Below are 25,909 nucleotides of genomic sequence, written 5' to 3'. Positions count from 1 at the left end.
TCTGACACACACTATTTACTTATTACACTGACCTATTTTCGTGAGTCGCACTTACCTGAAAATAATTAACCAGCTGTTTTAAATGCAATGCTTGCTCATTCAATGACGCTGCCGCCGCGACTGACTCCTCGACTAAACTTGCATTTTGTTGTGTCGTCACATCAAGTTGTCCAACCGCACTGTTTATTTGTAATATTCCAGCGCTCTGCTCGTGGCTAGCTTGACCTATCTCCTGAAGCCGTTGATCCATCTCTTCAACATTTTTGATCATTCCATCAATTTGCTGCTCTACATGTTCAACTAATTCCATACCTTCTTTAGTTCGTGTTAACGAATTTTCAATTAACAGACGAATATCATTTGCCGAGTTAGCACTTTTTTGGGCAAGTAACCTAACTTCACCAGCAACCACTGCAAAACCACGGCCATGTTCCCCTGCCCGTGCGGCTTCAACAGATGCATTCAATGCAAGAATATTTGTTTGGAATGCAATAGAATCAATTAGATTAATAATTTCTGTCATTTGGTTAGAAGATGAATGAATAGCACGTATTTTGTTGGTTACCTCATTCATCATGCGACCATTATTGGCTACAACAACCGCAGTGTCTGCGGCCAATTGTGTCGCTTGGTGAGTATGCTCTGCCGTATTTTGTACTGTCGATGTGATTTGTTCCATAGAACTCGCAGTCTCTTCCACAGAGGTTGCTTGCTCTTCGGTTCTTGCCGCTAGATGTTGGTTTCCTGCAACAATTTGCCCCGCAGCGGCTGAAATACTTTCAGAGCCATTTTGTACTTCTTGTACAATTTCTAACAAACGCTTTTTCATTTCGACTAGCGCTCGCAATAGCACCCCAGTTTCATCTTGATTTTTTATTTCAACATGTTGTGTTAAATCCCCTTCCGCAATCGCTTGAGCAAAGCCAACGGCGGCTCCCAGAGGCCGTGTAATCGACAGGGTAATAAACCATCCCATAATACAAGCTATAGCAATGCTGATAATCGCGAGGGTTATTAATAAATATTTATTAAAATGGTAATCACCATCGACAATAACGCCCGCGGCTTGCATTCTGTGATTTTGCACTTCAATAAATTGTTGTACTTTCTCGCGGTATTCACGCTGTATTGCCGATGTTTTGTTCATCATTTCATCGATAGCAGCGCTTCGATTATTGTTATTGAGAAATTCACTCAACCTAGCTTGTGACTGAAGGAATCGTTCACGAACATCATAGATCTCCGCAAGAACAGCAATAGACTGTGGATCCTTGGCATTTTCATCAAGCTCTTTGAGTAGTCGAACAACATTCGAGCTGATTTTCTTTAGTTCATTTCTGCGTCTTTCACTATCTCTATCATCCAATAAAATGAGTTCCTGTATCCCTATATAAGAATAAAAATTATCCATTAGCTGATTAGCATTAACAGTCATTGGATAATCTTTATAGATAATGTCTTGAATACCATTATTTGCTTTGTTTAAGCTAATTAAGGACAGCGCCGAGCTTAAGAGCAGAAGAAAAATAAAGAACGCAAACGCAATAAAAAGTTTTACACCTATTTTTATATCTTTCAGAGACATAGATTCCTCACCGAACTGGCCGTCATTTTATGACAGTTAATATCGGTAGATTATCGACTAACTTTATTAGTTAAATTGTTTAATTTATAAATATTCATTTTATAAATAGATATTAACAGACAAAATCAGAATAAATCGCTGAGTGACTCTAAGAATGTAATATTTTACATCATTAAAAATGGCAATAACTAAAACAAATTATAGATAGTAAAGCAGAAAGCGTACGAGTTTGAAGAGGGAATATTTTGATTTTGGTAATAAAAAAATAGCTCCTAAAATTAAATTAGAAGCTATTTTATACATTACTTACGATTGTCGTTCGCTCTTTGCAACAAGGATTGGCTTTCTTTCATAAAGTGATGTGCATCCTCACCAAACCAATCACTAACTTCATTAAATTGTCGTATAAATTCAGCCTTATCTTTACGTTCGAGCGTCTCAATCGATTGCCCTAATAACTGATAGTAACGGCGAATTAATTCAATATTTTCATCTGACGACATGATGATATCAGCATACAACTGTGGGTCTTGAGCAAATAAGCGCCCAACCATTGCAAGTTCCAACCGGTATATTGGCGATGAGAGATCGAGCAATTGCTGCAAATCAACATGTTCTTTCGCTAAGTTTTGCCCATAGGTGAAAGTAGTAAAGTGGCGCAATGCTTGAATAAAACTCATATTACGATCATGCTCACTCGCAGTGATCTTTTTCAAGCGAGCTCCCCAAACTTGTAATTGCTCAAGGAACCATTGATATGACTCAGCCCCTCTACCATCACAAAAAGCAAACACTTGTTTCGCAACGCTACCAACATCAGGACCAAACATAGGGTGTAAGCCAAGCACTGGCCCCTCATGAACAGCCAGCATTGCTTCCAAAGGTTGATGTTTTATTGACGCAATATCGATTAATACGGTTTCTTGGTTCAATTTCGGTAATTGCTTGATCACGCGCACCGTCAAATGTATCGGAACACTAATAATAACGACGCTAGCCCCTTTAACAATTGATTCTGCTTGTGCCCAATCATGTTCACCTAAAATTTTAACTTGGTAACCTGATAACGTTAGTAAGCGATTAAATAACCGCCCCATTTTACCATCACCACCAACAATCACTATTGGACCCGCATCAGGCTTTAATGTTTTAAACCCTTTATCATTTTCACGGGCATAGGATTCCCGCATAATGCGCCGAAGAATATCTTCTATTAGGTCTGGGGGGATCCCCATGCGTTCGGCTTCCTGACGGCGGGCGGCCAACATACTCGCCTCCCGCTCAGGTACATAAATAGGTAAACCATGTTGGCTTTTGACTTCACCAACTTCAGCTACAAGTTGTAAGCGCTTAGCCAACAAATCTAATAACGATTTATCAACCTCATCAATTTGTTCTCTAAGATGAGATAATTCTACAGACATACCTATACCTTGTATCAGCTCGCAATTTCAAATTTTTCTGCGCGCCCTTCAAGCACAGGTAACAATGCTTGATGTAGCTTACGCAATACCGTTTCCGTTGTTTCCCAGTTAATGCAGGCATCCGTCACTGATACACCATATTTCATCTCACTACGCGGTTGCTCAGAACTTTGATTGCCTTCATGTAAATGGCTTTCCAACATAATACCGGTTATTGATTGATTCCCATTAGAAATTTGTTCAATAATTGAATCAACAACGAGTGGCTGACGACGGAAATCTTTATTAGAGTTACCGTGACTACAATCGACCATCAATGAAGGTTCTAGCCCTGCCTTTCTCATTTCAATTTCACAAGCCGCGATATCTTCAGGGCTGTAATTTGGCGTTTTACCACCGCGTAAAATAATGTGCCCATTTTCATTACCGTTGGTATGCAATAAGCTCACTTGCCCTGACTGATTAATCCCCATAAAACGGTGTGGCATAGAAGCGGCTTTCATCGCATTGATGGCTGTAGACAAGCTGCCATCCGTACCATTTTTGAACCCTACAGGCATCGATAGCCCTGATGCCATTTCACGGTGTGTTTGCGATTCTGTGGTTCTTGCACCAATTGCAGACCAGCTAAAAAGGTCACCTAAGTATTGTGGGTTATTAGGATCTAACGCTTCAGTGGCTAATGGCAGCCCCATATTGACAAGGTTGGTCAAAAGATCACGCGCAATATGTAGCCCTTTTTCCATATCAAACGAACCATCCATAAGAGGGTCGCTTATTAATCCTTTCCAACCCACTGTTGTACGAGGTTTTTCAAAATAGACACGCATCACAATATATAAACTATCACTCAGTTCAGCAGCAAGCTTCTGTAAACGTTGCCCGTATTCAATCGCCGCATCGACATCATGAATAGAACAAGGACCACATACCACGAGTAAGCGCGGGTCACGCTGATGGATAATATCAGCAATTGTTTGACGCGAAGCCGCGATGGCATGCAGATTGTTGTGACTCAGTGGAAACTTCTGTTTCAGTGCTTCAGGTGTAATCAGTACCTGTTCATCACGAATATTCACATTATTGAGTACATCTTTTTGCATGATCATTTTTATTACCTGCTTAACTTATTGTTTATATATTGTGTTTGAGTGCTTGGTTATTAACATACCATGTGACGTAAAGAATACAATCCATTAATGTAAAATATTCCCACATACGTAAATAAAAAATTACACAAATACAACACATTGATAAGTAATAGATTTTAATAAAACAAACTATTGAATATCGCTCATTTGTTATACAAAACCACTCTTTTAGTAAAGTTATGTTTACAAAAACAGGTAAAGTACGTAATTTAACTTAAGAGGATAATATATTAACGATTAGGTCGATAAGAAGGGAAATAAGTGACAGAGAAAGATCTAACTTCAGAAAATGATTAACAGTGAACTTATCTAAATCAATAAGGTAACAAATAGAAAGGCCCGCATAAGCGGGCCTTATCGTAACTTTCGGATGTAGCGAAAGCGTATTACTTGGCGTTCAGACGCTCTTTGATACGAGCAGCCTTACCAGAACGCTCACGCAGGTAGTACAGTTTAGCTCTACGTACGGCACCACGACGTTTAACAGCGATGCTATCTACGACAGGAGAGTGAGTTTGGAATACACGCTCAACACCTTCGCCGTTAGAAATTTTACGAACAGTGAATGCAGAGTGCAGACCGCGATTACGAATAGCAATAACCACGCCCTCAAATGCCTGCAGACGTTTCTTAGAGCCTTCTACGACCCATACCTTAACTTCCACAGTATCACCCTGACGGAATGAAGGTACGTCCTGCTTCATCTGCTCTTGTTCAAGTTGTTTAATAATGTTGCTCATAATAATTCTCTTACCCTAGGTAAACTGATATATGTTAGACAATTAATTTAATTGTCTGGATTCACTTGTTGCTCAGAACGATATTCATTTTGGAATTCGTTCAGCAACATCCTTTGCTCGTCAGTCAGAGCTAGGCTTTCCAGAAGCTCAGGTCTTCTCAGCCAGGTACGGCCAAGTGATTGCTTCATGCGCCAGCTATCTATCTTTGCATGATTCCCTGACAATAAAACATCAGGAACGTGCATGCCGTCTAAAACTTCAGGGCGGGTATAGTGAGGACAATCCAACAAGCCGTCTGCAAAAGAGTCTTCCTGAGCAGACGCCTCATGACCAAGTACCCCCGGAATGAACCGAGAAACTGAGTCTATCAACACCATCGCGGGGAGCTCCCCACCACTTAGAACGTAATCACCGATTGACCATTCTTCATCAACTTCGGTTTGTATGATCCGTTCATCAATGCCTTCATATCGACCACAAACAAGAATAAGTTTCTCATTCGTTGCCAATTCGCAAACCCCAGCTTGACTAAGTTTGCGCCCCTGAGGTGATAAATAGATGACTTTCGCACCCTCACCTGCCTCAGTTCTTGCTGTATTGATAGCATCCCTTAATGGCTGCACCATCATCAGCATGCCCGGACCACCGCCATAGGGGCGATCATCGACTGTTTTGTGTTTATCGTGAGTAAAATCTCGCGGGTTCCAACACTCAACAGACAGCAGGCCATTTTTCACTGCCCGACCAGTTACCCCGTACTCGGTTATTGCGCGGAACATTTCGGGAAACAGGCTAATTACACCAATCCACATTATTTAGTCCCACTCATAAAAACCGTTCAACCGGAGATTTAAAAACCAGGATCCCAATCAACTTCAATCAGTTTAGATTTGAGATCGACTTTCTTGATAACCTGCCCATCAAGAAACGGAACCAGCCGCTCCTTGATGCCAAACGCATCTTTTAGATTTGCCTTAATCACAATGACATCATTAGACCCAGTTTCCATCATATCGGTAATGGTACCTAGGTTATACCCTTGCAACGTCACCACTTGGCAGCCCATAAGGTCTTTCCAGTAGTATTCGTTATTATCTAATTCAGGAAGTTGCGCTGAATCCACAACAATCTCAAAATTAGTTAACAGCGTTGCTGCATCGCGGTCATCAACCCCTTTGAGTTTCAGAATGATATCTTTGTTATGGTGTTTCCAATCTTCCAGTTCGATGTGTTGCCACTGACCAGAACGTTGAATAAACCAAGGCTGATAATCAAAAATACTTTCAGCATGTTCGGTGGACGAAAAAACTTTGAGCCAACCACGAATTCCATACGCAGCGCCTAATTTACCCAACACAATTGGGTTAGTAGGAGTCGCTAGATTTGCTTGCTTGCTCATAGTTACCACCGTGACAGATTAAGCTGCTTTTTTAGCTTGTTTGACCAGTTGTGCAACACGGTCAGAAATAGTTGCGCCCAGACCAACCCAGTGCTCAACACGATCCAAGTCTAAACGCAGTTCTTCTGCTTGACCTGAAGCGATTGGGTTGAAGAAACCGATACGCTCGATGAAACGACCGTCACGCGCATTGCGGCTATCGGTTACAACGATTTGGTAGAACGGACGCTTTTTTGCGCCGCCACGAGATAAACGAATTGTTACCATAACATCCTCATTAGTTAATAAAACAACCAGACTCCATCGAGGGATAGAGTCCGGTTGTCATATAAAAAGCCCGAAAATTTTACTCACTTTGACGCAAAAATCAATCAAAAGTGCATATTCTTTCTAGCTTCATTACTTAACGCCCCGGAAAACCCGGTGGCATCATTCCTTTCATACCACGCATCATTTTAGCAAGACCGCCTTTTTTCATCTTCTTCATCATGCGTTGCATATCATCAAATTGTTTCAAAAGGCGGTTGACATCTTGAACCGTCGTACCCGACCCCGCTGCAATACGGCGTTTACGGGAGCCCTTGATAATTTCTGGTTTTTCGCGCTCTTTGCGTGTCATTGAGTTGATGATAGCTTCCATACGGATAGTAATTTTATCATCCATTTGTGACTTCACCGCATCAGGCACTTGAGACATACCGGGTATTTTACTCATCATACTCGCCATGCCACCCATATTACGCATCTGCTTTAATTGACTTAAAAAGTCGTTTAAATCAAAACCGTCACCCGTTTTCAGTTTCTTAGCTAATTTTTCAGCTTGGTCACGGTCAACTTTATGTTCAATCTCTTCGATCAGAGATAACACGTCACCCATGCCTAAAATACGGGAAGCCACACGCTCAGGATGGAAGGGCTCCAACGCATCGGTTTTTTCGCCAACCCCTAAGAACTTAATTGGCTTACCGGTGATAGCGCGAATAGAGAGAGCCGCACCGCCACGAGCATCACCGTCAACTTTGGTCAGAACAACCCCAGTAAGAGGCAGTGCTTCGTTAAACGCTTTTGCTGTATTTGCCGCATCCTGCCCCGTCATCGCATCGACAACAAACAGGGTTTCTACAGGCTTGATAATGCGATGGACTTCTTGGATTTCCTCCATCATCGCCTCATCAACGTGCAAGCGCCCAGCTGTATCCACAAGTAATACATCATAGAATTGCAATTGAGCATGTTTTAAAGCTTTTTGCACAATCGCCGCAGGCTTCTCTTTAACATCGGAAGGGAAAAAATCAATTCCAACTGTTTCAGCCAATGTTTCTAACTGCTTGATTGCCGCTGGACGATACACGTCAGCAGAGACCACTAAAACTTTTTTCTTTTGTTTTTCTTTTAATAGCTTACCTAGTTTTGCAACGCTGGTTGTTTTACCCGCACCTTGCAAACCTGCCATCAACACCACAGCAGGTGGTTGTGCAGAAAGGTTGAGCTGATGGTTCTCTTCCCCCATCGCTCGAGTAAGCTCATTTTGAACAATTTTGATGAACTCTTGGCCTGGCGTTAAGCTTTTATTGACATCTTGGCCAACAGCACTCTCTTTTACCTTTTGAATAAATTCACGGACAACGGGGAGCGCAACGTCTGCTTCCAGCAGAGCCATGCGAACTTCACGCAATGTATCTTTAATATTATCGTCAGTCAGACGACCACGCCCGCTGATGTTGCGCAAAGTGCGCGATAGTCTGTCAGTTAAATTATCAAACATATGTCTTAGCTCAATTCTGTTTATGGGCCTACTGTCAAAGCTAGATTTGGTTATGAATACTGCAAAATACAAGTATTGAGTGGCTCATTTCGGCAAATTTGCTTATCGGTCTTTTCAAAGCAAAATAACCACTGACAGCCACAACTGAAACCAACGCCGAAAATTTTCGTCACAGTGTATCATACCTGACGTATATTCGCTGCACCCTGTTGGAGGTTGTTTTTACAGGCCAGATACCCAAATTATCCTCATTTTTAAATGAACATGGCCTGTAAAAAGGACTCTTAAATGCGATTAGCGATTAAGAAGAGGCTTATTAACAGTGCTAATGGTTGGAGCCTACAGTTGCACGCGTTATACTAGCTAACATTATCCACTAAAAATGAATAACGACACTATACTATGCCCGTATTTGCAGTCATAGCAGTTTGTACATATCTGTTCAGCATATCACTGATCGTTCCCGGCCAGGTTCGTAAACAACCTGTCTATCGCCGGTTAGCCCTCTTATTAGCTGTTGTTGCACTGATTACCCATGCAATCACGCTAAAGTTGCTTATTTTTCGTGGAGCAGAAGGACAAAACCTCACATTGCTGAATTTAGGTTCCGCAGTTAGCCTATTAATGTGCATCATCATGACGGTGGTCGCCTACAAAGGCAAAGCGTGGTATTTGACACCTATTGTCTATAGTTTTGCCATTATTAATTTAATCCTCTCAGCCGTGATGCCAGGTGAATTTATCACCCATCTAGAAGGCAGCGTCCCGCTATTTATTCACATTGGCTTGGCCTTGCTTAGCTATGCAACCCTTTTAATTGCCGCCTTGTATGCATTCCAAGTCGCGCTTATTGACTATCAACTTAAAAATAAAACGTTCAAATTCAGAGCTGATATGCCACCAATGATGGTCATTGAGCGTAAAATGTTTCATATCACCCAAGTTGGTGTCATTCTGCTAACCTTAACTTTATGTACGGGCTTTATTTATATGGATAATATCTTTGATAAAGAGAATATTCATAAGTCTGTGTTATCAGTTGTCGCTTGGTTCGTCTATATCATTTTATTATGGGGTCATTTTCATGGAGGTTGGCGCGGAAAAAGAGTCCTATTTTTCCATGTAGCAGGCGCCTTTATCCTAACAATGGCTTTTTTCGGCAACCGGCTGATGCAACAAATTATGGTATCTTATCCATAAGATGGATAAAATAATCTTATCTATACTGCATAAGGAACCTAGTTTTGGATCACGTATCTACTGGTACGCTCATCATCATATTAATCGTTTTAATTATTATGTCAGCATACTTTTCAGCCTCAGAAACAGGTATGATGACGCTGAACCGTTACCGCTTAAAGCACCTCGCCAAACAAGGCAACCGTTCTGCAAAACGAGTTGAAAAATTACTCAGACACCCTGATAAACTGATTAGTTTGATCCTAATTGGTAATAACCTGATTAATATCGTAGCTTCGTCACTCGCGACTATTGTGGGGATGCGTTTATACGGTAACGCAGGGGTGGCAATTGCAACAGGTATTTTAACCTTCATCATCTTAGTCTTCGCTGAAGTTTTACCTAAAACGATCGCGGCGCTATACCCAGAAAAAGTCGCTTTTCCAAGTAGCTATATTTTAAAACCTCTACAAAAAATTATGCTGCCTGTCGTTTGGGCGTTCAATAAAATTACACTGATGTTTATGTACATTTGTGGAATAAAACCCCCTGTTATACGTAGCGATGCTGTAAGTAAAGATGAGTTAAGAACTATCGTTAATGAGTCGAAAGCAAAGCTCAGTCGACGTAATCAAGACATGTTGCTATCTATCTTAGATCTTGAAAAAGTGACTGTCGGCGACATTATGCTGCCAAGAAATGAGATAGTAGGCATTGATGTTAATGATGATTGGAAATCCATTGTACGCCAATTAACTCACTCACCTCATGGGCGTATTGTACTGTATCGTGATTCACTGGATGATGCGATTGGGATCTTACGAGTACGCGAAGCCTATCGCATGATGATGGAAAAACGCGAGTTCAATAAACAAAATCTGATCAAAGCCGCCGATAATATCTATTTTATTCCAAATAGTACGCTGTTAAGTACTCAGCTAATTAATTTTCAGCATAACAAAGAGAAAATAGGCATCATTGTCGATGAGTATGGTGAGATCCAAGGTCTGATTACTGTTGAAGACATCTTAGAAGAGATCGTCGGTGACTTTACAACCTCCATGTCACCATCATTGGCTGAAGAAGTTCTACCTCAAAGCGACGGGAGTGTACTCGTTGATGGTACAGCGAATATTCGAGACCTTAACAAAGCCCTTGATTGGCACCTGCCTATCGATGGCCCAAGAACTGTGAATGGTATGGTGTTGGAAGCTATTGGGGATATACCTGAATTACAAGAGAAAATTGTTATTTCACACTACTTAGTTGAAGTATTAGAAATCAGTGACAATATTATCAAACAGGTAAAAATTACGCCTTTAAACACAAAGTCGGCGGTATCTTCCTCTTAGTAAGCACAAATAAAAACTGCACCTGTATCGAATATCAGGTGCAGTTTATCCAGAAGCTATTTATCTAAACGTGTAGTTCTGTCAACTTCTCAGCTGGTAAGGCTAGCTCATCATTTTTGTTAACACGGATTTCTGACGCTAAGACATTGCGTGCAATTTGTTGAGCTTCTTCCAGTGAATGCATTTTATATGTGCCACACTGGTAAATATTCAGTTCAGGGATCTTCGCTTGATCTTGGACTTTCAGTACATCCTGCATTGCACTTTTCCATGCATTCGCTACGCGTTGTTCATCAGGCTCTCCAATCAAGCTCATATAAAAACCTGTACGGCATCCCATTGGCGAGATATCAATGATCTCAACACCATCACCGTTGAGGTGATCACGCATAAAACCTGCAAATAGGTGTTCTAGTGTATGAGTACCTTTCTCTGACATTGCCTCTTTGTTAGGAACCGTGAAACGCAGGTCGAAAACTGTAATCGTATCTCCACTTGGAGTTTGCATGGTTTTCGCCACACGGACGGCAGGTGCAGCCATACGCGTATGATCTACAGTAAAACTGTCTAATAACGGCATTTCTTGACCTCCTGAAAAAATTATTTTTATTTTCAAAAAATAAATGAAACTATTTTGGAATCGCCGAGTCTTAATAAATGAAAGACGCGCAAATTTGTTATCATCCCTAATTCTCTAAGAGATTTTATATTTGGCCACTTAACGTGGCCATTTTCTTTTTAACGCCCTGCATGCTTGTGCAGGTACTCTTCAAAGCTTTCGGTTTGCTCTTTCTCTAGCATAGCTTGTTTTTCAATGGAAGCTAATCGAGCTTCTTCAAACTGTGCCTCAGTGATCACCTCGTAAGGTTCACTCACCAATTGCTGATAATATTTTTCTGCCAATGCTAAGCCATAGCCACCAATGCCTTGCTCAATCATTTTATCCATCACTAAAGCAGAATATGTCAGTGTTGGATCTTCAAACATCGCAACAAATTGGTGACAAACATCACGATACTTAGCATCACAGCAAGTATCAAGGACTTCAGCTACACGGATCAGATCGTTAAATAACTGCTGCCCGACTTCGACGAGTGGCTTCATTTCACTGCCACAACCAATACCGATGACTTGCCCAGGCTTACGCCCTTCGAGGATCACTCGGTTCCAGTTTTTACGGCTACAATCCAATTCCTGAGCGTTCATTTCAGGTGCATCAGCTAACACACACCAAATTAAAAACAGGTCGAGGAAACGAGTTTGTGTTTCATCAACACCAATCGCACTGAATGGGTTAATATCTAACGCTCTTACCTCAATATATTCGATGCCACCGCGTAGCAACGCATCTGACGGCGATTCATCACCTTTAGGCACACGTTTAGGGCGTATAGGGGCATACAATTCGTTTTCAATTTGCAACACATTAGTGTTCAATTGAATGTATTTGCCCTCTTTTTTAACACCTAGTGCAGCAAACTCCTCAGATGGTTTGTAAATGGCTTTTTTCAAGCCCGCGACATAACTATCTAAGTCATTAAATGTAATGTTTAAATCGCTCTGAGATTTATTTGTATAGCCCAAATCACTCATTCTCAGTGACGTCGCATATGGCAAGTAATAAGTACCACCAGCGGTCTTTTCAAATGTGAGTTTGGTATCCCTATCTTTGAGGAACGACCCGCAAATTGCAGGGGAAGCGCCAAATAAATAAGGAATAACCCAACCAAAGCGATAATAGTTCCTGATCAGACGTAGATAGCCATCCGAGATTTGTGCTTTGCCACTTTCAGCGTCTTTAACACCCGCCCACGCTTGCCAAAACTCAATTGGCAAGGAGAAGTTGTAATGAACGCCAGCAATGGTCTGCATTAACGCACCATAACGGTTTTTCAGCCCTTCGCGATATAAATTCTTGAAGCGGCCAACATTAGATGAGCCATATTGTGCCAGCGTGATTTTATCCTCGTTTTCGATAAAACAAGGCATGCTTAACGGCCACATCCTTTCATTATGCATCTGACGCGCCGTATAGCGATGTAAATCCCTAAGAAAAGCCAAACTATGCCCAATACTTTTATCAACAGGTGTGATGAATTCAAGTAAAGGCTCAGCAAAATCTGTCGTGATCCATTTATGTGTTAATGCTTTCCCCAACTCTTCCGGATGCAAAGTTTCAGCAATAGAACCTTCCGGAGTAACACGTAATGTTTCACGTTCAATACCACGTTGAATACCATTTAGTGCTTCTGGGTGCGCCTCTAACCATGAGAGCGCTTTAGATACGTCCGGGATCAAATCGACCTCCCGCCAGTGATGTCATTTTATTTTAGTAAGGTGCTTACTTTAGCGTAAATGGAGGAAATTGTCGCTGTTTAGATGTGTGGTTTATATAAAGCGAATCATTGAAACAGTATTAAATAAACAATAAAGCCAATAATAGGGCTAAAAAAATTTCTCTTTTGAGGGGGCTTCTGATTATGGTACATCTGGAAGGATTCGAGCCTATGACCACTCGGTTCGTAGCCGAGTACTCTATCCAACTGAGCGACGGATACAAATGCTTTTACTGCTGAACGGTGTGTTCAACACTTCACAATACTGTTTATCGAGGGGGGTATTTGGTACGCTAGATTAGCTAGTAGATGGTGCATCCGGGAGGATTCGAACCTCCGACCGCTCGGTTCGTAGCCGAGTACTCTATCCAGCTGAGCTACGGATGCAAATTCTTTTACTGATGAACAGTGTGTTCAACAATTTAAAATACTGTTTCTCGAGGGGATATTTGATACGCTAGATTAGCTAGTAGATGGTGCATCCGGGAGGATTCGAACCTCCGACCGCTCGGTTCGTAGCCGAGTACTCTATCCAGCTGAGCTACGGATGCATTACAATATCAAACTCTACACTTCTCAATGACTACTGTTGTTTCAGTTCTTAAAAACCAAAACGCAACCCCACCAGCTTTACTTATAGGGTTAAATATGGTGCATCCGGGAGGATTCGAACCTCCGACCGCTCGGTTCGTAGCCGAGTACTCTATCCAGCTGAGCTACGGATGCAGCTTCTAAAATGGCGGTGAGGGAGGGATTCGAACCCTCGATGCAGCTTTTGACCGCATACTCCCTTAGCAGGGGAGCGCCTTCAGCCTCTCGGCCACCTCACCGTTTTTAGTCACAGGCGATTTGTTTTTGACATCTCGTCTCTGTGTGGCGCACATATTACTTTCCTCGCTTTAGAAGTCAAACAATTTTTCCAAACTTTTTACTTTTCAATGATCGTTTGCACATTTCACAAGCAAGATGATTAGTTTAGCATCGAAAATCATATTCATCACGGGGTAATTTCACAATTTTTAAGGTCGTAAAAAAACGACTCATTGTGAAATTCTATCGTGAAAATATGCTAGCAAAACATGTTAATCATCATATGCAGTGCAAGAGAAGTGGTAAGGGCCATAGAATAAAAGGCCAATTAGCCACAGGGAAGCGAGAAAAAATTAAATATAGGAAGGGATATAGATAAAAGACAAGCGTCCATCTTTGCTGTGTGGGTCAAGATATGGACGCTTATTCATTATTATTGATTGTCTGGTTGAGTCTTTTCAGCCTGGATCCGTTGATAAATTTCTTCACGGTGAACAGAAACTTCCTTTGGGGCATTGACACCAATACGAACTTGATTGCCTTTTACTCCCAGTACCGTAACTGTTACCTCATCGCCTATCATGAGTGTTTCACCAACTCGACGAGTCAGAATAAGCATTCTTTGCTCCTTGAAATATTAAAAGAGTCGGGTCTCTAGGTTTCCCCCGCTATTGTCCATCACACACCGTGAAAACGTAAAGCAATGATATACACCTAAAGCATTGATGCCATCAAGGCAATCATTTTTAATTATATACATACAAAATATAACACCACTTACAACACTTTAACAATGTTGCAACAGCGAAAGTTACCTCACGGTGTATGAGGTAACTTCCCCAGTAGCTAGAGCCGTGAAGACACCCAATCTTCTACACTTGCCATAGCTGTTGGTAACGCACTCACATCCGTACCACCAGCCTGAGCCATGTCTGGGCGCCCACCGCCTTTACCACCGACTTGTTGAGCAACATAGGATATCAAATCACCCGCCTTTATTTTAGCAGTCAAATCATTAGTTACACCAACAATTATACTGACTTTATCACCACTTGTTGTTGAAAGCACGATAATCGCTGATTTCAACTGATTTTTGAGATCATCAACCATGGTTCTCAAAAGCTTAGGTTCAGTATTATTTAATTGACTAACAAGTAATTTAACGCCTTTGATATCTTTTGCTTTGCTACTTAGTGAAGCACTTTCTTGCGATGCTTGTTGATCTTTTAATTGCAAAATCTCTTTTTCTAGCTGACGAGATTTTTCCAATGCAGACTTAACTTTTTCAACTAAGCTACTCATATCGCCTTTGAGAAGATGAGCTATCGCATTAAGTTGCTCTGACTGGCTATGAACACTTTCCAATGCGCTCTCACCTGTTGTCGCTTCAATACGACGCACACCTGCCGCTGTACCAGACTCACTGAGGATACGGAACAAACCAATATCACCAGTACGGCTTGCATGCGTACCACCACAAAGTTCGATAGAGAAATCACCGCCCATACTCAGAACACGTACGCGCTCTTCGTATTTCTCACCGAATAGTGCCATCGCACCTTTCGCTTTTGCACTCTCTAAATCCATAAGTTCCGTTTCAATTGGTGTATTCTTACGAATTTGTGCGTTAACGATATCTTCAACTTCGCGCAACTGAGCGGCTGTCATAGCCTCAAAATGTGAGAAGTCAAAGCGCAAGTATTTATCATTAACTAAAGAGCCTTTTTGTGACACATGCTCACCTAGCACTTGACGTAAAGCGGCATGTAACAAGTGAGTCGCTGAGTGATTCAGACGGATTGCATCACGTCTTTCCACATCGATTTTGGCATCAATACGATGATTAATCACCAAAGAGCCTGATTCTACCTTACCAATATGACCAATCGCTTGACCATATTTTTGGGTATCCGTCACGATAAAGCTACCGCTATCATTACGCAACAAACCTGTATCACCGACTTGACCACCTGATTCTGCGTAAAACGCCGTTTTATCAAGGATCACCAAACCTTCTTCACCTGCGTTCAGGGAATCGACTGGCTGGCCATTTTTATAGATGGCAGTTATTGTTGCTAATTGTTCATTATAGGCATAACCAGAAAATTCGCTGTGCTTTTCGACCTTAATCAGTGAATTATAGTCAGTACCAAAGCCACTTGATTCCCTAGCACGACGACGCTGGTCTTCCATTGCGCGCTCAAAGCCTTCTTCGTCAACCTTAATATTACGTTCACGACACACATCAGCGGTTAAATCCATCGGGAAACCGTATGTATCATATAAACGGAATACCGTTTCACCATCTAAGGTATCCCCTTTAAGGGCAGCTAGTTCTTCATCAAGTAGCTGTAGGCCGCGCTCTAAGGTACGAGCGAACTGTTCTTCTTCAGTTTTAAGTACTTTTTCAACAGTAGATTGCTGACGAGCCAGTTCATCCGCTGCGGACCCCATAACGTTAATGAGTGGCGCCACTAGTTTGTAGAAGAAAGTGTCTTTTGCTCCCAGCATATAACCATGACGTACTGCGCGGCGAATAATACGGCGCAATACATAACCACGACCTTCGTTGGATGGAATAACACCATCACTCACGAGGAATGCACAAGAACGGATATGGTCAGCAATGACACGAAGTGATTTATTTGAAAGGTCGTTAGAACCTGTCGCTTTAGCGGCTGCTGCGATCAGCTCTTGGAAAATATCGATATCATAGTTAGAGTTGACATGCTGCAATACTGCCGCAATACGTTCAAGCCCCATCCCTGTATCCACTGACGGCTTAGGTAGTGGTTCCATCGTGCCATCGGATTGACGGTTAAACTGCATGAAAACGATGTTCCAGATTTCGATATAACGGTCACCATCTTCTTCAGGGCTTCCTGGAGGACCACCCCAGATATGCTCACCATGATCATAGAAAATTTCGGTACATGGACCACAAGGACCTGTATCCCCCATCTGCCAGAAGTTATCAGATGCGTATGGCGCCCCTTTGTTATCACCAATACGGATAATACGATCTACAGGAATACCGACTTCTTTGTGCCAAATATCATAGGCCTCATCATCGGTCTCGTAGACGGTCACCCACAATTTTTCTTTTGGTAAGTTGAACCATTCTTTCCCAGTTAATAGCTCCCAAGCAAAGTTGATTGCATCATGTTTGAAGTAATCACCGAAGCTAAAGTTGCCAAGCATTTCAAAGAAAGTATGGTGGCGGGCTGTGTAGCCAACGTTTTCTAAATCGTTATGTTTACCACCTGCTCGCACACATCTTTGTGCTGTTGTCGCTCGGGAATATGCTCTTTTATCCAGACCAAGAAAAACATCTTTGAACTGGTTCATCCCTGCGTTAGTGAACAATAATGTTGGGTCATTGTTTGGCACTAGCGAACTGCTACTGACCACCTGATGACCTTTTGTATGAAAAAAGTCGAGAAACGCTTGACGGATCTCAGCGGTGCTTTTACTCATAATTATCCCGATTTCAAGCTGGAAACTGAATTACGAATTGTTGAGATGGAATGTAACATCACCTCTAATCAACTCTCCGATTAAAAAGTGACTGATAAGATAAAGTCTCTTTGTGTAGAAGTAAAATTTATACTCTTCATACTTCAAGTTGTAGCATGGTTGACTATGTTCACTCGTCCTAGTTACAGACATGATACATGTTCTTAGCGACTTATTTTTTTGTCGCCTCGCTGCGCCTTGAATTTTTTGTAGTATAGATACATCCATTCGTGGCTTTCATTGTAAAGCGTCTGAATATTTTCTGAAAGTATGTTTATACCTTTCAATGGGCTATTTTTCCACAGAAAAACCATTGTTCATCCCATTATAGCTCAAATGAAAAACAAAAAAACGCCACTCATTTTAGAGTGGCGTTTATAATCTTCTTATTTATCAAACTAATAAGTTCGTATTAAAATTCTTCTGGTGTCTCATCTTCATCAGTTTCACTGATATAGTCAGCCGCTGCGCTGCTAAACTCACCAGTATGCGTTAAAAGCATTTCACGCAATTTTTTATCGAGTTCTTCTGCAATTTCCCGATGCTCTTTCAGATACGTTGTCGCGTTTGCTTTACCTTGACCGATTTTATCACCGTTATAGCTATACCAAGCACCGGCTTTTTCAATCAACTTATGTTTAACACCTAAGTCGATCAATTCACCATAGGTGTTAATGCCTTCACCATAAAGGATTTGGAATTCAGCCTGTTTAAATGGCGCTGCAACTTTGTTTTTAACAACTTTAACGCGTGTTTCGCTACCTACAATTTCTTCACCATTTTTGACAGCACCGATACGGCGAATATCTAAACGAACAGAAGCGTAGAATTTCAGAGCGTTACCACCTGTAGTGGTTTCAGGGTTACCAAACATAACGCCAATCTTCATACGGATTTGGTTAATGAAGATTAAAAGTGTATTCGAGTTCTTTAAGTTACCCGCTAATTTACGCATCGCTTGGCTCATCATACGAGCCGCTAAGCCCATGTGTGAGTCACCGATTTCACCTTCAATTTCAGCTTTTGGTGTTAATGCGGCCACGGAGTCAACGATAATGACATCAACAGCGCCTGAACGCGTCAGTGCATCACAAATCTCTAGTGCTTGCTCACCAGTATCAGGTTGAGAACATAGAAGGTTATCGATATCAACACCCAGTTTTTTCGCATAGATTGGATCTAGCGCATGTTCAGCGTCGATAAATGCACAGGTTTTTCCGCTACGTTGTGCTGCTGCAATAACTTGCAACGTGAGTGTTGTTTTACCAGAAGATTCAGGACCATAAATTTCGACAATACGCCCTAATGGCAAACCACCTGCACCTAAAGCCACATCAAGAGATAAAGAGCCTGTTGAAATAGTTTCTACGTCCATTGAGCGGTCTTCACCAAGACGCATGATAGAGCCTTTACCAAATTGCTTTTCAATTTGACCTAACGCTGCAGCTAATGCCTTTTGTTTGTTTTCATCGATAGCCATGTTCACTCCCTTTGGTGCAATGGACTCTCCCACTGCAAATAGAACGATTGAATTCGGTTTGTTGATGATAAGTATACTGTATAATCATACAGTATCAAGAAGATTTTTAACTTAACATTTGTAAAAGTGTTTCAAGTGCATAAGCGGTTGATTGTAAACGAATTGCATTTCTATCACCTTGGAACACACAATGCTTAGTCGTAATATTAACAGTACCTGTAGAGTGTTTTTGAGCAAATCCAAACCAAACAGTACCAACCGGTTTTTCCTCACTACCGCCACCGGGACCTGCGATACCGCTGACGGAAACCGCCACATCAGCGGCGGCTTCTTTAAGTGCACCAAGCGCCATCTCCGAAACGACGTGCTCACTCACTGCGCCATACTTCTGCAATGAGGCTTCTGTCACACCGATCATCTGGTGTTTTGCCTCATTACTGTATGTCACAAACCCTCTATGAAAGTAATCCGAACTACCGGCAATATCCGTCAATACTTTTGCAATCCACCCGCCGGTACATGACTCCGCACAGGTTATCGTTTTACCTTGTTTTTTGAGGAGCTGACCAAGCTGAATGCTTAATGTTTCGAGATAACTTTCATTTTTCATTTGATTGTTTACCTTTACATGCCTATTTTTTGCGTGCGCGATCCCAGATCCACAACCCAGCAATTGCGATAGCAAATACCGAGCCAAAGCCAATACCGACACTAATCACAGACAACCCAGCTTTCATTGCCAGTGAATATAGCCCTAACATAATAAGCATGGCGCTATTTTCACCTAGGTTTTGCACCGCTATCGCGTTACCAGCCCCGACCGTTGCCTTACCTTTTTCTTGCAGTAACGCATTGAGAGGAACTACAAATAGCCCACCAAAAATCCCTAATACAGCCAAGATAGCGTAAGAAGGCATGAGTTTAGTTTGCAGAGCAAGTAATATCACCATAACGCCAATCACAATCCCTGCGGGAATACAGCGTGATACGGTTTTTAATGTAATAAATTTTGCGGCAAGCCCCGCTCCCACGACAATACCGACGGCAACCGCGGCATTTAGGTAGGTTGGCGTTGCATTATCTTGTAAGCCTAATGCGATAGGAACCCATGCCACTAATAAGAAGCGTAAAGTGACACCCGCGCCCCAAAACATACTAGTTCCGACCAATGAAAAGCGGCTTTCTTGGTTTGCCCACAGCGTGCGGCAGGCTGTCCAAAAATCAATGAATAGTTTTTTAAAATGCCAGCCTTTACCAGGGCGAGCGGCAACTAATCGAGGAATATAAAAATTGGCAATTACCGCTAACGCATAAAGCACAGCACAGGTCGCAAGGGCTAATATTAGGCTAACATCAGATAAAATACCGCCAACAACTGAGCCAACTAATATAGCGGCGATTGTTGATGCTTCCATAACGCCGTTTGCTTTTACTAAGTTATCGCCACTGGTTAGTTCACCTAAGATACCGTATTTTGCAGGGGAATATGATGCTGCGCCAATCCCAACAAGCCCATAACAAAGGAATGGGTTAAGACCCAAGCAGATCCCCAGCGCGCCAATAAACTTAAACAAGTTTGAAACTAACATGACACGCCCTTTCGAGAAGCGATCAGCAACTTGCCCTACAAATGGCGCTAAGATGATATAGGTAAATACAAAGACCATCTGTAATACGGGATGGCTCCATTCAGGATAAAACTCCGCTTTTAACTGGGCTAAAATGGCAAATAACAGCGCATTATCAGCAAAAGCGGAAAGAAACTGCGAAGCCAGAACCGCTTTCATCCCTCGGCTCATGAGTGGCGCATTGACATCTTGCATACCTTCAATCCTCTAACGCCATCTGTTTAAGCGTAACGAAATCTGTTTTACCCGTTCCGAGCACTGGTAACTCTTTTACAACACGAATATCCCGCGGCACAGCTAATTCGGTTAAGCCCTTACTTTTTGCGGCAGATGAAAGTGCACTTCTATCCAGCTCTTTATCTGTGGTAAACAGGACCAATGCCTCGCCTTTACTGCTATCCGGTTTCGTAACCACAGCATGATGGGCGTTTGGCGACAAACTGAATACCATCTGTTCAATACTTTCGAGTGAAACCATTTCACCAGCAAGCTTCGCAAATCTTTTGACACGGCCTTTAATCGTGCAGTAATTGAGTTCATCAAGTACGACAATATCACCTGTGTCATACCATCCTTCTTCTTGCTCACCATGCTGGTTTTCTGCCGATGGTTTTTCAAGAACGCCGGGCGCTTCAACACGCAAATACCCTTTCATGATATTTGGCCCTTTGAGCTGCAACTTGCCTCCATTTTCAATCCCGGAAATTGGGATAATACGGGAGTCCATTTGTGGCAATATTTGCCCTACCGTGCCTTCTTTAGAGGCCATCGGAACATTGATAGAGACAATAGGCGCACACTCAGTCACACCATAACCTTCAAGAATACGAATGCCGAATTTATCAAACCAAATCTTCTTGGTGCTATCTGATAATTTTTCAGCACCCGCAACGACATAGCGTAATCGTGCAAAATCATATTGATGAGCAAAACGTGCGTAGTTAGCCAAAAATGTTGATGTGCCAAATAACACAGTGCAATTTTTGTCATACACTAATTCAGGGATAACTCGGTAATGGAGTGGGCTTGGGTATAAAAAGACCCGGCTTCCTGAAAAGAGAGGAATAAACAGCCCAACCGTTAACCCAAAAGCGTGAAAGAGTGGCAACGATGACATAAAACGGTCACGAGGCGTAAAGTCTGCGATGGTTTTAATTTGCTCAACGTTTGCCATAAGGCTAGCGTGGCTGTGCACAACCCCTTTTGGCGTACCTTCTGAACCAGAAGTAAACAGTACTAATGCTTCATCTTCAGCCTTACGAGGAATCACGGCCTTAGCTGGCATTAATAGGTGTTTAACTATCCATAATTTATCTTGCCAAGTTACGGTATCTTTTAAATCTTCAAGGTAAATCCAATTTGCTTCAGTAACTTGCTCTGGAATATGGGTTAAATTGCCTTTTTCAAGAAATTGTCGTGACGTAAAGATAACTTTTGCTTGAGAAGCTTTAAGTGCATTACGAATACCATGGCTACCCGCCGTATAATTCAGCATGGCAGGAACTCGTCCACGCATTAAAGCCCCGAAAATAGCGGCCGCCGTCACTGTTGTATTTGGTAATAATAGGCCAATACGCTCATTTTCATGGGTATAACGTTCGATTATTCGCCCAACGCCTAACGATTTTTTCAACAGCGTTTGGTAGTTATCTTCTTTAAAATTAATATCTTCAATACATGGCGAACGGCGCCCAAAGCGTTTTACGCTCTGAATAAATTCTTCAACCAGTGTGACTTGAGGACGGCAAGCCATACGTGCTGACTTCATAATGCTATATAAATGAATACCGGCTAAACGACGGCGTTCAATCGCTTTTGCCGCTTCAGGCATAGGGATAGTTTCAGCGGGTAAAATATGCAGAGTGATTTGAGGAAACCATTTCAAAGGAATAATACCTTTTAGGCGGCTAAAATAACTCCTTTCAGCGCCTTCAATACGAATAGGTACCACTTTTGCCCCTGATTTTGCCGCAACAAATGCCGCACCGTCATAAATTTTCATCAGCGAGCCGTGAACGCTGATACGCCCTTCAGGGAAAATAACGATTGGACGGCCTTTTTCAACTTCTTTGACTAGTTTGCGGATCCCCAGAGGATTTGCCGGATCAAGAGGAACAATATCAGCATAAGGTTTTAGTAGTTTGATCATTCTCGGTGTTGCAACAGTCGAATAAACTGCAAACACAGGCTTGATAGGTAAAAACAGCGCAATTAATATCCCATCAATGAATGAAACATGGTTAGGTGTAATTAGACATTTGTCTTGATATAACTCTTTTTCGTCTCCCAGTACGCGGATACGAAATAAAAATCTAAGTACTGCCCTGAGCATATTTGCCAGCATAATAAATCCCTATGTTTTGTCTTCTTTTATCATTCCAACAGATAATTATGTCTTGAAAACCAGAATTAAGCTAAGTAGTTTACTCCTAAAGTGCCTTGAAGCACGATGCTTTTAAGCCAAATTTGTTAATTGAGTGATAATTGTCTCGACGGGCAGCTCCGCATCAATCACATAATGTGCGGTTGCTTGGTAAAGAGGCTCCCTTTGTGACATGACCTCTTCAATTTCTTCTAATATTGATTTGCCTGTTAAGCTTGGGCGTTGATCAGCTTGCGGCTCTGCTGCTAGTCTCGCCGCCAAAACCTCTGGTTTCGCGCTCAAATAGATCACCGTGCCATTATCACGCATCACACGTTGGTTTTCTTCAGATAGGATAATGCCGCCCCCCGTCGATACCACGGCATCTGGATCGGCTATCGATTTTAATACTTCACTTTCTAAGTGACGAAAGTATTCCCAGCCATGTTGTTCTACTATCCGCGCAATACTGGTTCCCGCACGTTCAACAATCAATTTATCGGTATCAATGAATTGACATGCTTTATAATCAGCCAATCGCCTACCGATTGTTGTTTTCCCTGAACCTCTCGGACCTATTATGTAAAACATTTTGATTCATCCCATTGTCATGATCATTACGAGGCATACGCTACGCGTTATAGATTTTTTAGTCTCAAAACAACCAATAATCATAAAAACAAAGCCACACGCTAAGTGTGGCCTAATTATTATTATTTAACTTTTAAGCTCGGTTAAGGAAGTCTCCATAACCAATCCATTTGTATGTCGTCAAGGCATCTAATCCCATTGGACCACGAGAATGCAGTTTTTGTGTACTCACAGCAACTTCAGCGCCTAGTCCAAATTGACCTCCGTCGGTAAACCGAGTACTTGCATTGACATACACTGCCGCAGAATCTACACGTAGGACAAAGTAGTCAGCTTGGCGGATAGATTCCGTTAAAATAGCATCGGAGTGTGCGGTGCCATAGGTTCGAATATGGTCGATTGCCGCATCAATCCCCGAGACAATTTCAACATTCAGATCGAGTGATAACCACTCATCCACTAAGTTTTCAGGCGTGACATCGACCACTTTTGCAGGCCCTTTTTGCAAGTACGGCATAGCTTGCTTGCTGGCATGTAAAGTGACCTGCTGTTCAGCCATTTTTTGGCTTAGTAGAGGTAAAAACGCCGCCGCAATTTTTTCATGAACCAATACGGTTTCAAGTGAATTACAAGCGCTTGGACGTTGGACTTTTGCATTAATCAGCACGTTGATTGCTTTATCAAAATCAACTGATTCATCAACAAATGTGTGACAAACACCAATCCCACCGGTGATCACAGGGATCGTCGATTGCTCACGACACAATTTATGTAGCCCTGCTCCACCTCTTGGGATCAGCATATCAACATAACGATCTAATTTGAGTAGCTGCGCCACTAATTCACGATCAGGGTTATTAATCGCTTGAATAGCATTCGCCGATATGCCGCTATTTTTTAATGCTTTTTGGATCACATCTGTGATAGCCAAATTGGTATTATGCGTTTCTTTACCACCACGTAAAATCGCCGCGTTACCTGTTTTTAAGCATAAAGCAGCCACGTCAACGGTCACATTTGGGCGAGCTTCATAGATCACCCCAACAACCCCTAGTGGCACACGGCGACGTTGTAAATTTAAACCGCTATCCAACAGATTGCCATCAATCACTTGCCCGACAGGATCGGCTAATTGGCACACTTTTCTAACATCATCCGCGATATTTTTTAGGCGCTCTGGCGTTAGTAATAAACGATCTTGCAGTGCAGGCGACATCCCATTTGCACGAGCTTGTTCTATGTCTTTTTCGTTAGCGGCAAGAATCGCTGCACTTTCTTGTTCCAGTAGATCAGCAATTTGCTCTAAAGCCGCATTTTTTTGTTTTGTACTTAATTGGGCGAGTTGCCATGAGGCTTCACGAGCCGATTTTCCCATTTGTTCTAACATAATTAACCCACTATCATATCGTCGCGGTGGACAGCTACAGAGCCATGTTCATAGCCCAGTATGCGGCCTATTTCCTGTGAATGATGGCCCGCAATCATTCTTAAAGCGTCACTATTATAATGAGTGACCCCGTGAGCAAGATCTTTACCTGCCATATTCCGTATCCGTACAACGGCACCACGGGAAAAATCACCTTCAATTTTTTTGATGCCTTTCGGCAGTAAGGAGCTTCCTTTTTCCATAATAGCAAGTTGAGCGCCATCATCGATATATATATCGCCAGCCGCTGGAGCACCAAAGATCCAACGCTTGCGGTTTTCCATTGGGTTTTTCTGCCCATAAAACCGCGTGCCTACTGGAATATCTTCAATCACCGCGTTGATCACATCTGGCTTATTACCTGCCGCAATAATGACATCTATTCCTGCTCTTCCTGCAACATCGGCGGCTTGCAACTTAGTTGCCATCCCCCCCGTCCCCAAACCAGTAACACTTCCCCCCGCCATTTCACGCAATTCATCATTGATGCCATACACTTCTGGGATCAGTTTTGCATTCGGGTTACTACGAGGGTCAGAATCAAATAACCCTTCAATATCTGTCAATAATAGCAATTTGTCAGCATCACCAAGGATAGCGGCAAGGGCTGATAAATTATCATTATCCCCCACTTTAATTTCAGCGGTTGCGACAGCATCATTCTCATTAATCACAGGCACAATGCCATTATCAAGCAGAGCCTGCAATGTATCTCGGGCATTCAAAAAGCGCTCTCTGTCTTCCAGATCGGCCCGTGTCAACAGCATCTGCCCAATATGAATACCATAAATAGAGAATAGACGTTCCCATAACTGAATAAGGCGGCTTTGCCCTACCGCTGCAAGAAGCTGCTTCGACGCGATTGTCGCTGGAAGTTCGGGGTAATTAAGGTGTTCACGACCAGCAGCGATAGCGCCAGACGTGACAATAATAATACGATGCCCTTTTTGATATTGTTGCGCACACTGCCTGACTAACTCAACAATATGAGCTTGGTTCAATTGCCGTGAGCCTCCGGTCAATACACTAGTGCCTAATTTAACAACAAGTGTCTGGCTATTTTTCATCATTTTTCTGCCATTAAAATTAATCAATACAAATTAGGTATCATTTTTATCAGTTGGCGCGCGTTATGCCAACAGGCATAACGCTAAATTCAACAAAA

At 42.2% G+C, this 25,909-nt stretch carries 21 protein-coding genes and 4 tRNA genes; 2 read left to right on the top strand and 23 right to left on the bottom strand.

What is annotated here, in order from left to right; translation table 11 throughout:
• Window positions 1–22 precede the first annotated feature (22 nt).
• The 8 genes from I3B46_RS04660 to ffh all read right to left on the bottom strand — a co-directional run bounded on the left by I3B46_RS04660 (window position 23) and on the right by ffh (window position 8,064).
• A complete protein-coding gene (locus I3B46_RS04660) occupies window positions 23–1,585 on the bottom strand; it encodes a methyl-accepting chemotaxis protein (protein WP_004924883.1) in 1,563 nt (520 codons plus the stop codon).
• Between the two features lie 302 nt (window positions 1,586–1,887).
• Window positions 1,888–3,009 (bottom strand): bifunctional chorismate mutase/prephenate dehydrogenase, encoded by a 1,122-nt coding sequence (gene tyrA, locus I3B46_RS04655; RefSeq protein WP_004924884.1) that lies wholly within the window; start codon window positions 3,007–3,009, stop codon window positions 1,888–1,890.
• Window positions 3,010–3,023: 14 nt separating this feature from the next.
• Entirely contained in the window at window positions 3,024–4,118 is a 1,095-nt protein-coding gene (locus tag I3B46_RS04650; protein ID WP_004924894.1) for a 3-deoxy-7-phosphoheptulonate synthase, read from the bottom strand.
• A 428-nt stretch (window positions 4,119–4,546) separates the two neighbouring features.
• Window positions 4,547–4,900: a 50S ribosomal protein L19 gene (gene rplS / locus I3B46_RS04645; RefSeq protein WP_004914006.1), complete on the bottom strand. Its 354-nt coding sequence runs from the start codon at window positions 4,898–4,900 to the stop codon at window positions 4,547–4,549.
• Window positions 4,901–4,947: 47 nt separating this feature from the next.
• Window positions 4,948–5,712: a tRNA (guanosine(37)-N1)-methyltransferase TrmD gene (gene trmD, locus I3B46_RS04640; protein WP_004924885.1), complete on the bottom strand. Its 765-nt coding sequence runs from the start codon at window positions 5,710–5,712 to the stop codon at window positions 4,948–4,950.
• 38 nt (window positions 5,713–5,750) lie between these two features.
• Entirely contained in the window at window positions 5,751–6,299 is a 549-nt protein-coding gene (gene rimM, locus I3B46_RS04635) for a ribosome maturation factor RimM (protein WP_004924886.1), read from the bottom strand.
• Window positions 6,300–6,317: 18 nt separating this feature from the next.
• Window positions 6,318–6,566, bottom strand: coding sequence for a 30S ribosomal protein S16 (gene rpsP / locus I3B46_RS04630; protein WP_004924887.1), 249 nt, complete (start codon window positions 6,564–6,566; stop codon window positions 6,318–6,320).
• A gap of 136 nt (window positions 6,567–6,702) precedes the next feature.
• On the bottom strand, window positions 6,703–8,064 hold the full coding sequence (ffh, locus tag I3B46_RS04625; RefSeq protein WP_004924888.1) for a signal recognition particle protein: 1,362 nt from the start codon (window positions 8,062–8,064) through the stop codon (window positions 6,703–6,705).
• Window positions 8,065–8,466: 402 nt separating this feature from the next.
• Here ffh and I3B46_RS04620 point away from each other — a divergent pair, with 402 nt between their 5' ends.
• Window positions 8,467–9,264, top strand: coding sequence for a cytochrome C assembly family protein (locus I3B46_RS04620; protein WP_004924889.1), 798 nt, complete (start codon window positions 8,467–8,469; stop codon window positions 9,262–9,264).
• 44 nt (window positions 9,265–9,308) lie between these two features.
• On the top strand, window positions 9,309–10,595 hold the full coding sequence (locus I3B46_RS04615) for a CNNM domain-containing protein (RefSeq protein ID WP_014656654.1): 1,287 nt from the start codon (window positions 9,309–9,311) through the stop codon (window positions 10,593–10,595).
• A 64-nt stretch (window positions 10,596–10,659) separates the two neighbouring features.
• Here I3B46_RS04615 and luxS read toward each other — a convergent pair whose 3' ends face one another.
• From luxS to proB, 15 genes are all read right to left on the bottom strand, one after another.
• Entirely contained in the window at window positions 10,660–11,175 is a 516-nt protein-coding gene (gene luxS, locus I3B46_RS04610; RefSeq protein ID WP_014656655.1) for an S-ribosylhomocysteine lyase, read from the bottom strand.
• 158 nt (window positions 11,176–11,333) lie between these two features.
• Window positions 11,334–12,893, bottom strand: a complete 1,560-nt coding sequence (gshA, locus tag I3B46_RS04605) for a glutamate--cysteine ligase (RefSeq protein WP_040132889.1) — start codon at window positions 12,891–12,893, stop codon at window positions 11,334–11,336.
• A gap of 348 nt (window positions 12,894–13,241) precedes the next feature.
• Window positions 13,242–13,318 (bottom strand) — tRNA-Arg (locus I3B46_RS04600).
• A gap of 87 nt (window positions 13,319–13,405) precedes the next feature.
• A tRNA-Arg gene (locus I3B46_RS04595) sits at window positions 13,406–13,482 on the bottom strand.
• 98 nt (window positions 13,483–13,580) lie between these two features.
• Window positions 13,581–13,657: transfer RNA gene (locus I3B46_RS04590), tRNA-Arg, on the bottom strand.
• An 11-nt stretch (window positions 13,658–13,668) separates the two neighbouring features.
• A tRNA-Ser gene (locus I3B46_RS04585) sits at window positions 13,669–13,761 on the bottom strand.
• Between the two features lie 413 nt (window positions 13,762–14,174).
• Complete coding sequence (gene csrA, locus I3B46_RS04580; RefSeq protein ID WP_004264815.1) at window positions 14,175–14,360, bottom strand: carbon storage regulator CsrA; 186 nt, start codon at window positions 14,358–14,360, stop codon at window positions 14,175–14,177.
• A gap of 227 nt (window positions 14,361–14,587) precedes the next feature.
• Window positions 14,588–17,218: an alanine--tRNA ligase gene (alaS, locus tag I3B46_RS04575; protein WP_014656657.1), complete on the bottom strand. Its 2,631-nt coding sequence runs from the start codon at window positions 17,216–17,218 to the stop codon at window positions 14,588–14,590.
• Between the two features lie 451 nt (window positions 17,219–17,669).
• Entirely contained in the window at window positions 17,670–18,737 is a 1,068-nt protein-coding gene (gene recA, locus I3B46_RS04570; protein ID WP_014656658.1) for a recombinase RecA, read from the bottom strand.
• A gap of 106 nt (window positions 18,738–18,843) precedes the next feature.
• Window positions 18,844–19,347 carry a nicotinamide-nucleotide amidase gene (pncC, locus tag I3B46_RS04565; RefSeq protein WP_104872926.1) on the bottom strand — a complete coding sequence of 168 codons (504 nt, stop codon included), beginning with the start codon at window positions 19,345–19,347 and terminating at the stop codon, window positions 18,844–18,846.
• A gap of 22 nt (window positions 19,348–19,369) precedes the next feature.
• Complete coding sequence (gene lplT / locus I3B46_RS04560) at window positions 19,370–20,560, bottom strand: lysophospholipid transporter LplT (protein ID WP_040132888.1); 1,191 nt, start codon at window positions 20,558–20,560, stop codon at window positions 19,370–19,372.
• 4 nt (window positions 20,561–20,564) lie between these two features.
• Window positions 20,565–22,709, bottom strand: a complete 2,145-nt coding sequence (aas, locus tag I3B46_RS04555) for a bifunctional acyl-ACP--phospholipid O-acyltransferase/long-chain-fatty-acid--ACP ligase (protein ID WP_036941520.1) — start codon at window positions 22,707–22,709, stop codon at window positions 20,565–20,567.
• A gap of 111 nt (window positions 22,710–22,820) precedes the next feature.
• On the bottom strand, window positions 22,821–23,318 hold the full coding sequence (aroL, locus tag I3B46_RS04550) for a shikimate kinase AroL (protein ID WP_004923298.1): 498 nt from the start codon (window positions 23,316–23,318) through the stop codon (window positions 22,821–22,823).
• 133 nt (window positions 23,319–23,451) lie between these two features.
• Entirely contained in the window at window positions 23,452–24,705 is a 1,254-nt protein-coding gene (gene proA, locus I3B46_RS04545; protein WP_004923180.1) for a glutamate-5-semialdehyde dehydrogenase, read from the bottom strand.
• Between the two features lie 2 nt (window positions 24,706–24,707).
• On the bottom strand, window positions 24,708–25,811 hold the full coding sequence (gene proB / locus I3B46_RS04540) for a glutamate 5-kinase (protein ID WP_014656662.1): 1,104 nt from the start codon (window positions 25,809–25,811) through the stop codon (window positions 24,708–24,710).
• Between the last annotated feature and the right edge of the window lie 98 nt (window positions 25,812–25,909).

Source organism: Providencia sp. 2.29 (genome assembly GCF_015832305.1).
GTDB lineage: Bacteria > Pseudomonadota > Gammaproteobacteria > Enterobacterales > Enterobacteriaceae > Providencia > Providencia stuartii.
This window is presented reverse-complemented; position numbering and strand designations above follow the sequence as displayed.

Excerpts from the sequence above, each read along its gene's own strand:
- rpsP (WP_004924887.1), bottom strand. The coding sequence starts at position 6,566 with ATGGTAACAATTCGTTTATCTCGTGGCGGCGCAAAAAAGCGTCCGTTC.
- proA (WP_004923180.1), bottom strand. The coding sequence starts at position 24,705 with ATGTTAGAACAAATGGGAAAATCGGCTCGTGAAGCCTCATGGCAACTC.
- alaS (WP_014656657.1), bottom strand. The coding sequence starts at position 17,218 with ATGAGTAAAAGCACCGCTGAGATCCGTCAAGCGTTTCTCGACTTTTTT.
- trmD (WP_004924885.1), bottom strand. The coding sequence starts at position 5,712 with ATGTGGATTGGTGTAATTAGCCTGTTTCCCGAAATGTTCCGCGCAATA.
- luxS (WP_014656655.1), bottom strand. The coding sequence starts at position 11,175 with ATGCCGTTATTAGACAGTTTTACTGTAGATCATACGCGTATGGCTGCA.
- rimM (WP_004924886.1), bottom strand. The coding sequence starts at position 6,299 with ATGAGCAAGCAAGCAAATCTAGCGACTCCTACTAACCCAATTGTGTTG.
- csrA (WP_004264815.1), bottom strand. The coding sequence starts at position 14,360 with ATGCTTATTCTGACTCGTCGAGTTGGTGAAACACTCATGATAGGCGAT.
- aroL (WP_004923298.1), bottom strand. The coding sequence starts at position 23,318 with ATGTTTTACATAATAGGTCCGAGAGGTTCAGGGAAAACAACAATCGGT.
- I3B46_RS04650 (WP_004924894.1), bottom strand. The coding sequence starts at position 4,118 with ATGATCATGCAAAAAGATGTACTCAATAATGTGAATATTCGTGATGAA.
- tyrA (WP_004924884.1), bottom strand. The coding sequence starts at position 3,009 with ATGTCTGTAGAATTATCTCATCTTAGAGAACAAATTGATGAGGTTGAT.
- ffh (WP_004924888.1), bottom strand. The coding sequence starts at position 8,064 with ATGTTTGATAATTTAACTGACAGACTATCGCGCACTTTGCGCAACATC.
- recA (WP_014656658.1), bottom strand. The coding sequence starts at position 18,737 with ATGGCTATCGATGAAAACAAACAAAAGGCATTAGCTGCAGCGTTAGGT.
- proB (WP_014656662.1), bottom strand. The coding sequence starts at position 25,811 with ATGAAAAATAGCCAGACACTTGTTGTTAAATTAGGCACTAGTGTATTG.
- aas (WP_036941520.1), bottom strand. The coding sequence starts at position 22,709 with ATGCTGGCAAATATGCTCAGGGCAGTACTTAGATTTTTATTTCGTATC.
- I3B46_RS04620 (WP_004924889.1), top strand. The coding sequence starts at position 8,467 with ATGCCCGTATTTGCAGTCATAGCAGTTTGTACATATCTGTTCAGCATA.
- rplS (WP_004914006.1), bottom strand. The coding sequence starts at position 4,900 with ATGAGCAACATTATTAAACAACTTGAACAAGAGCAGATGAAGCAGGAC.
- lplT (WP_040132888.1), bottom strand. The coding sequence starts at position 20,560 with ATGCAAGATGTCAATGCGCCACTCATGAGCCGAGGGATGAAAGCGGTT.
- pncC (WP_104872926.1), bottom strand. The coding sequence starts at position 19,347 with ATGAAAAATGAAAGTTATCTCGAAACATTAAGCATTCAGCTTGGTCAG.
- I3B46_RS04660 (WP_004924883.1), bottom strand. The coding sequence starts at position 1,585 with ATGTCTCTGAAAGATATAAAAATAGGTGTAAAACTTTTTATTGCGTTT.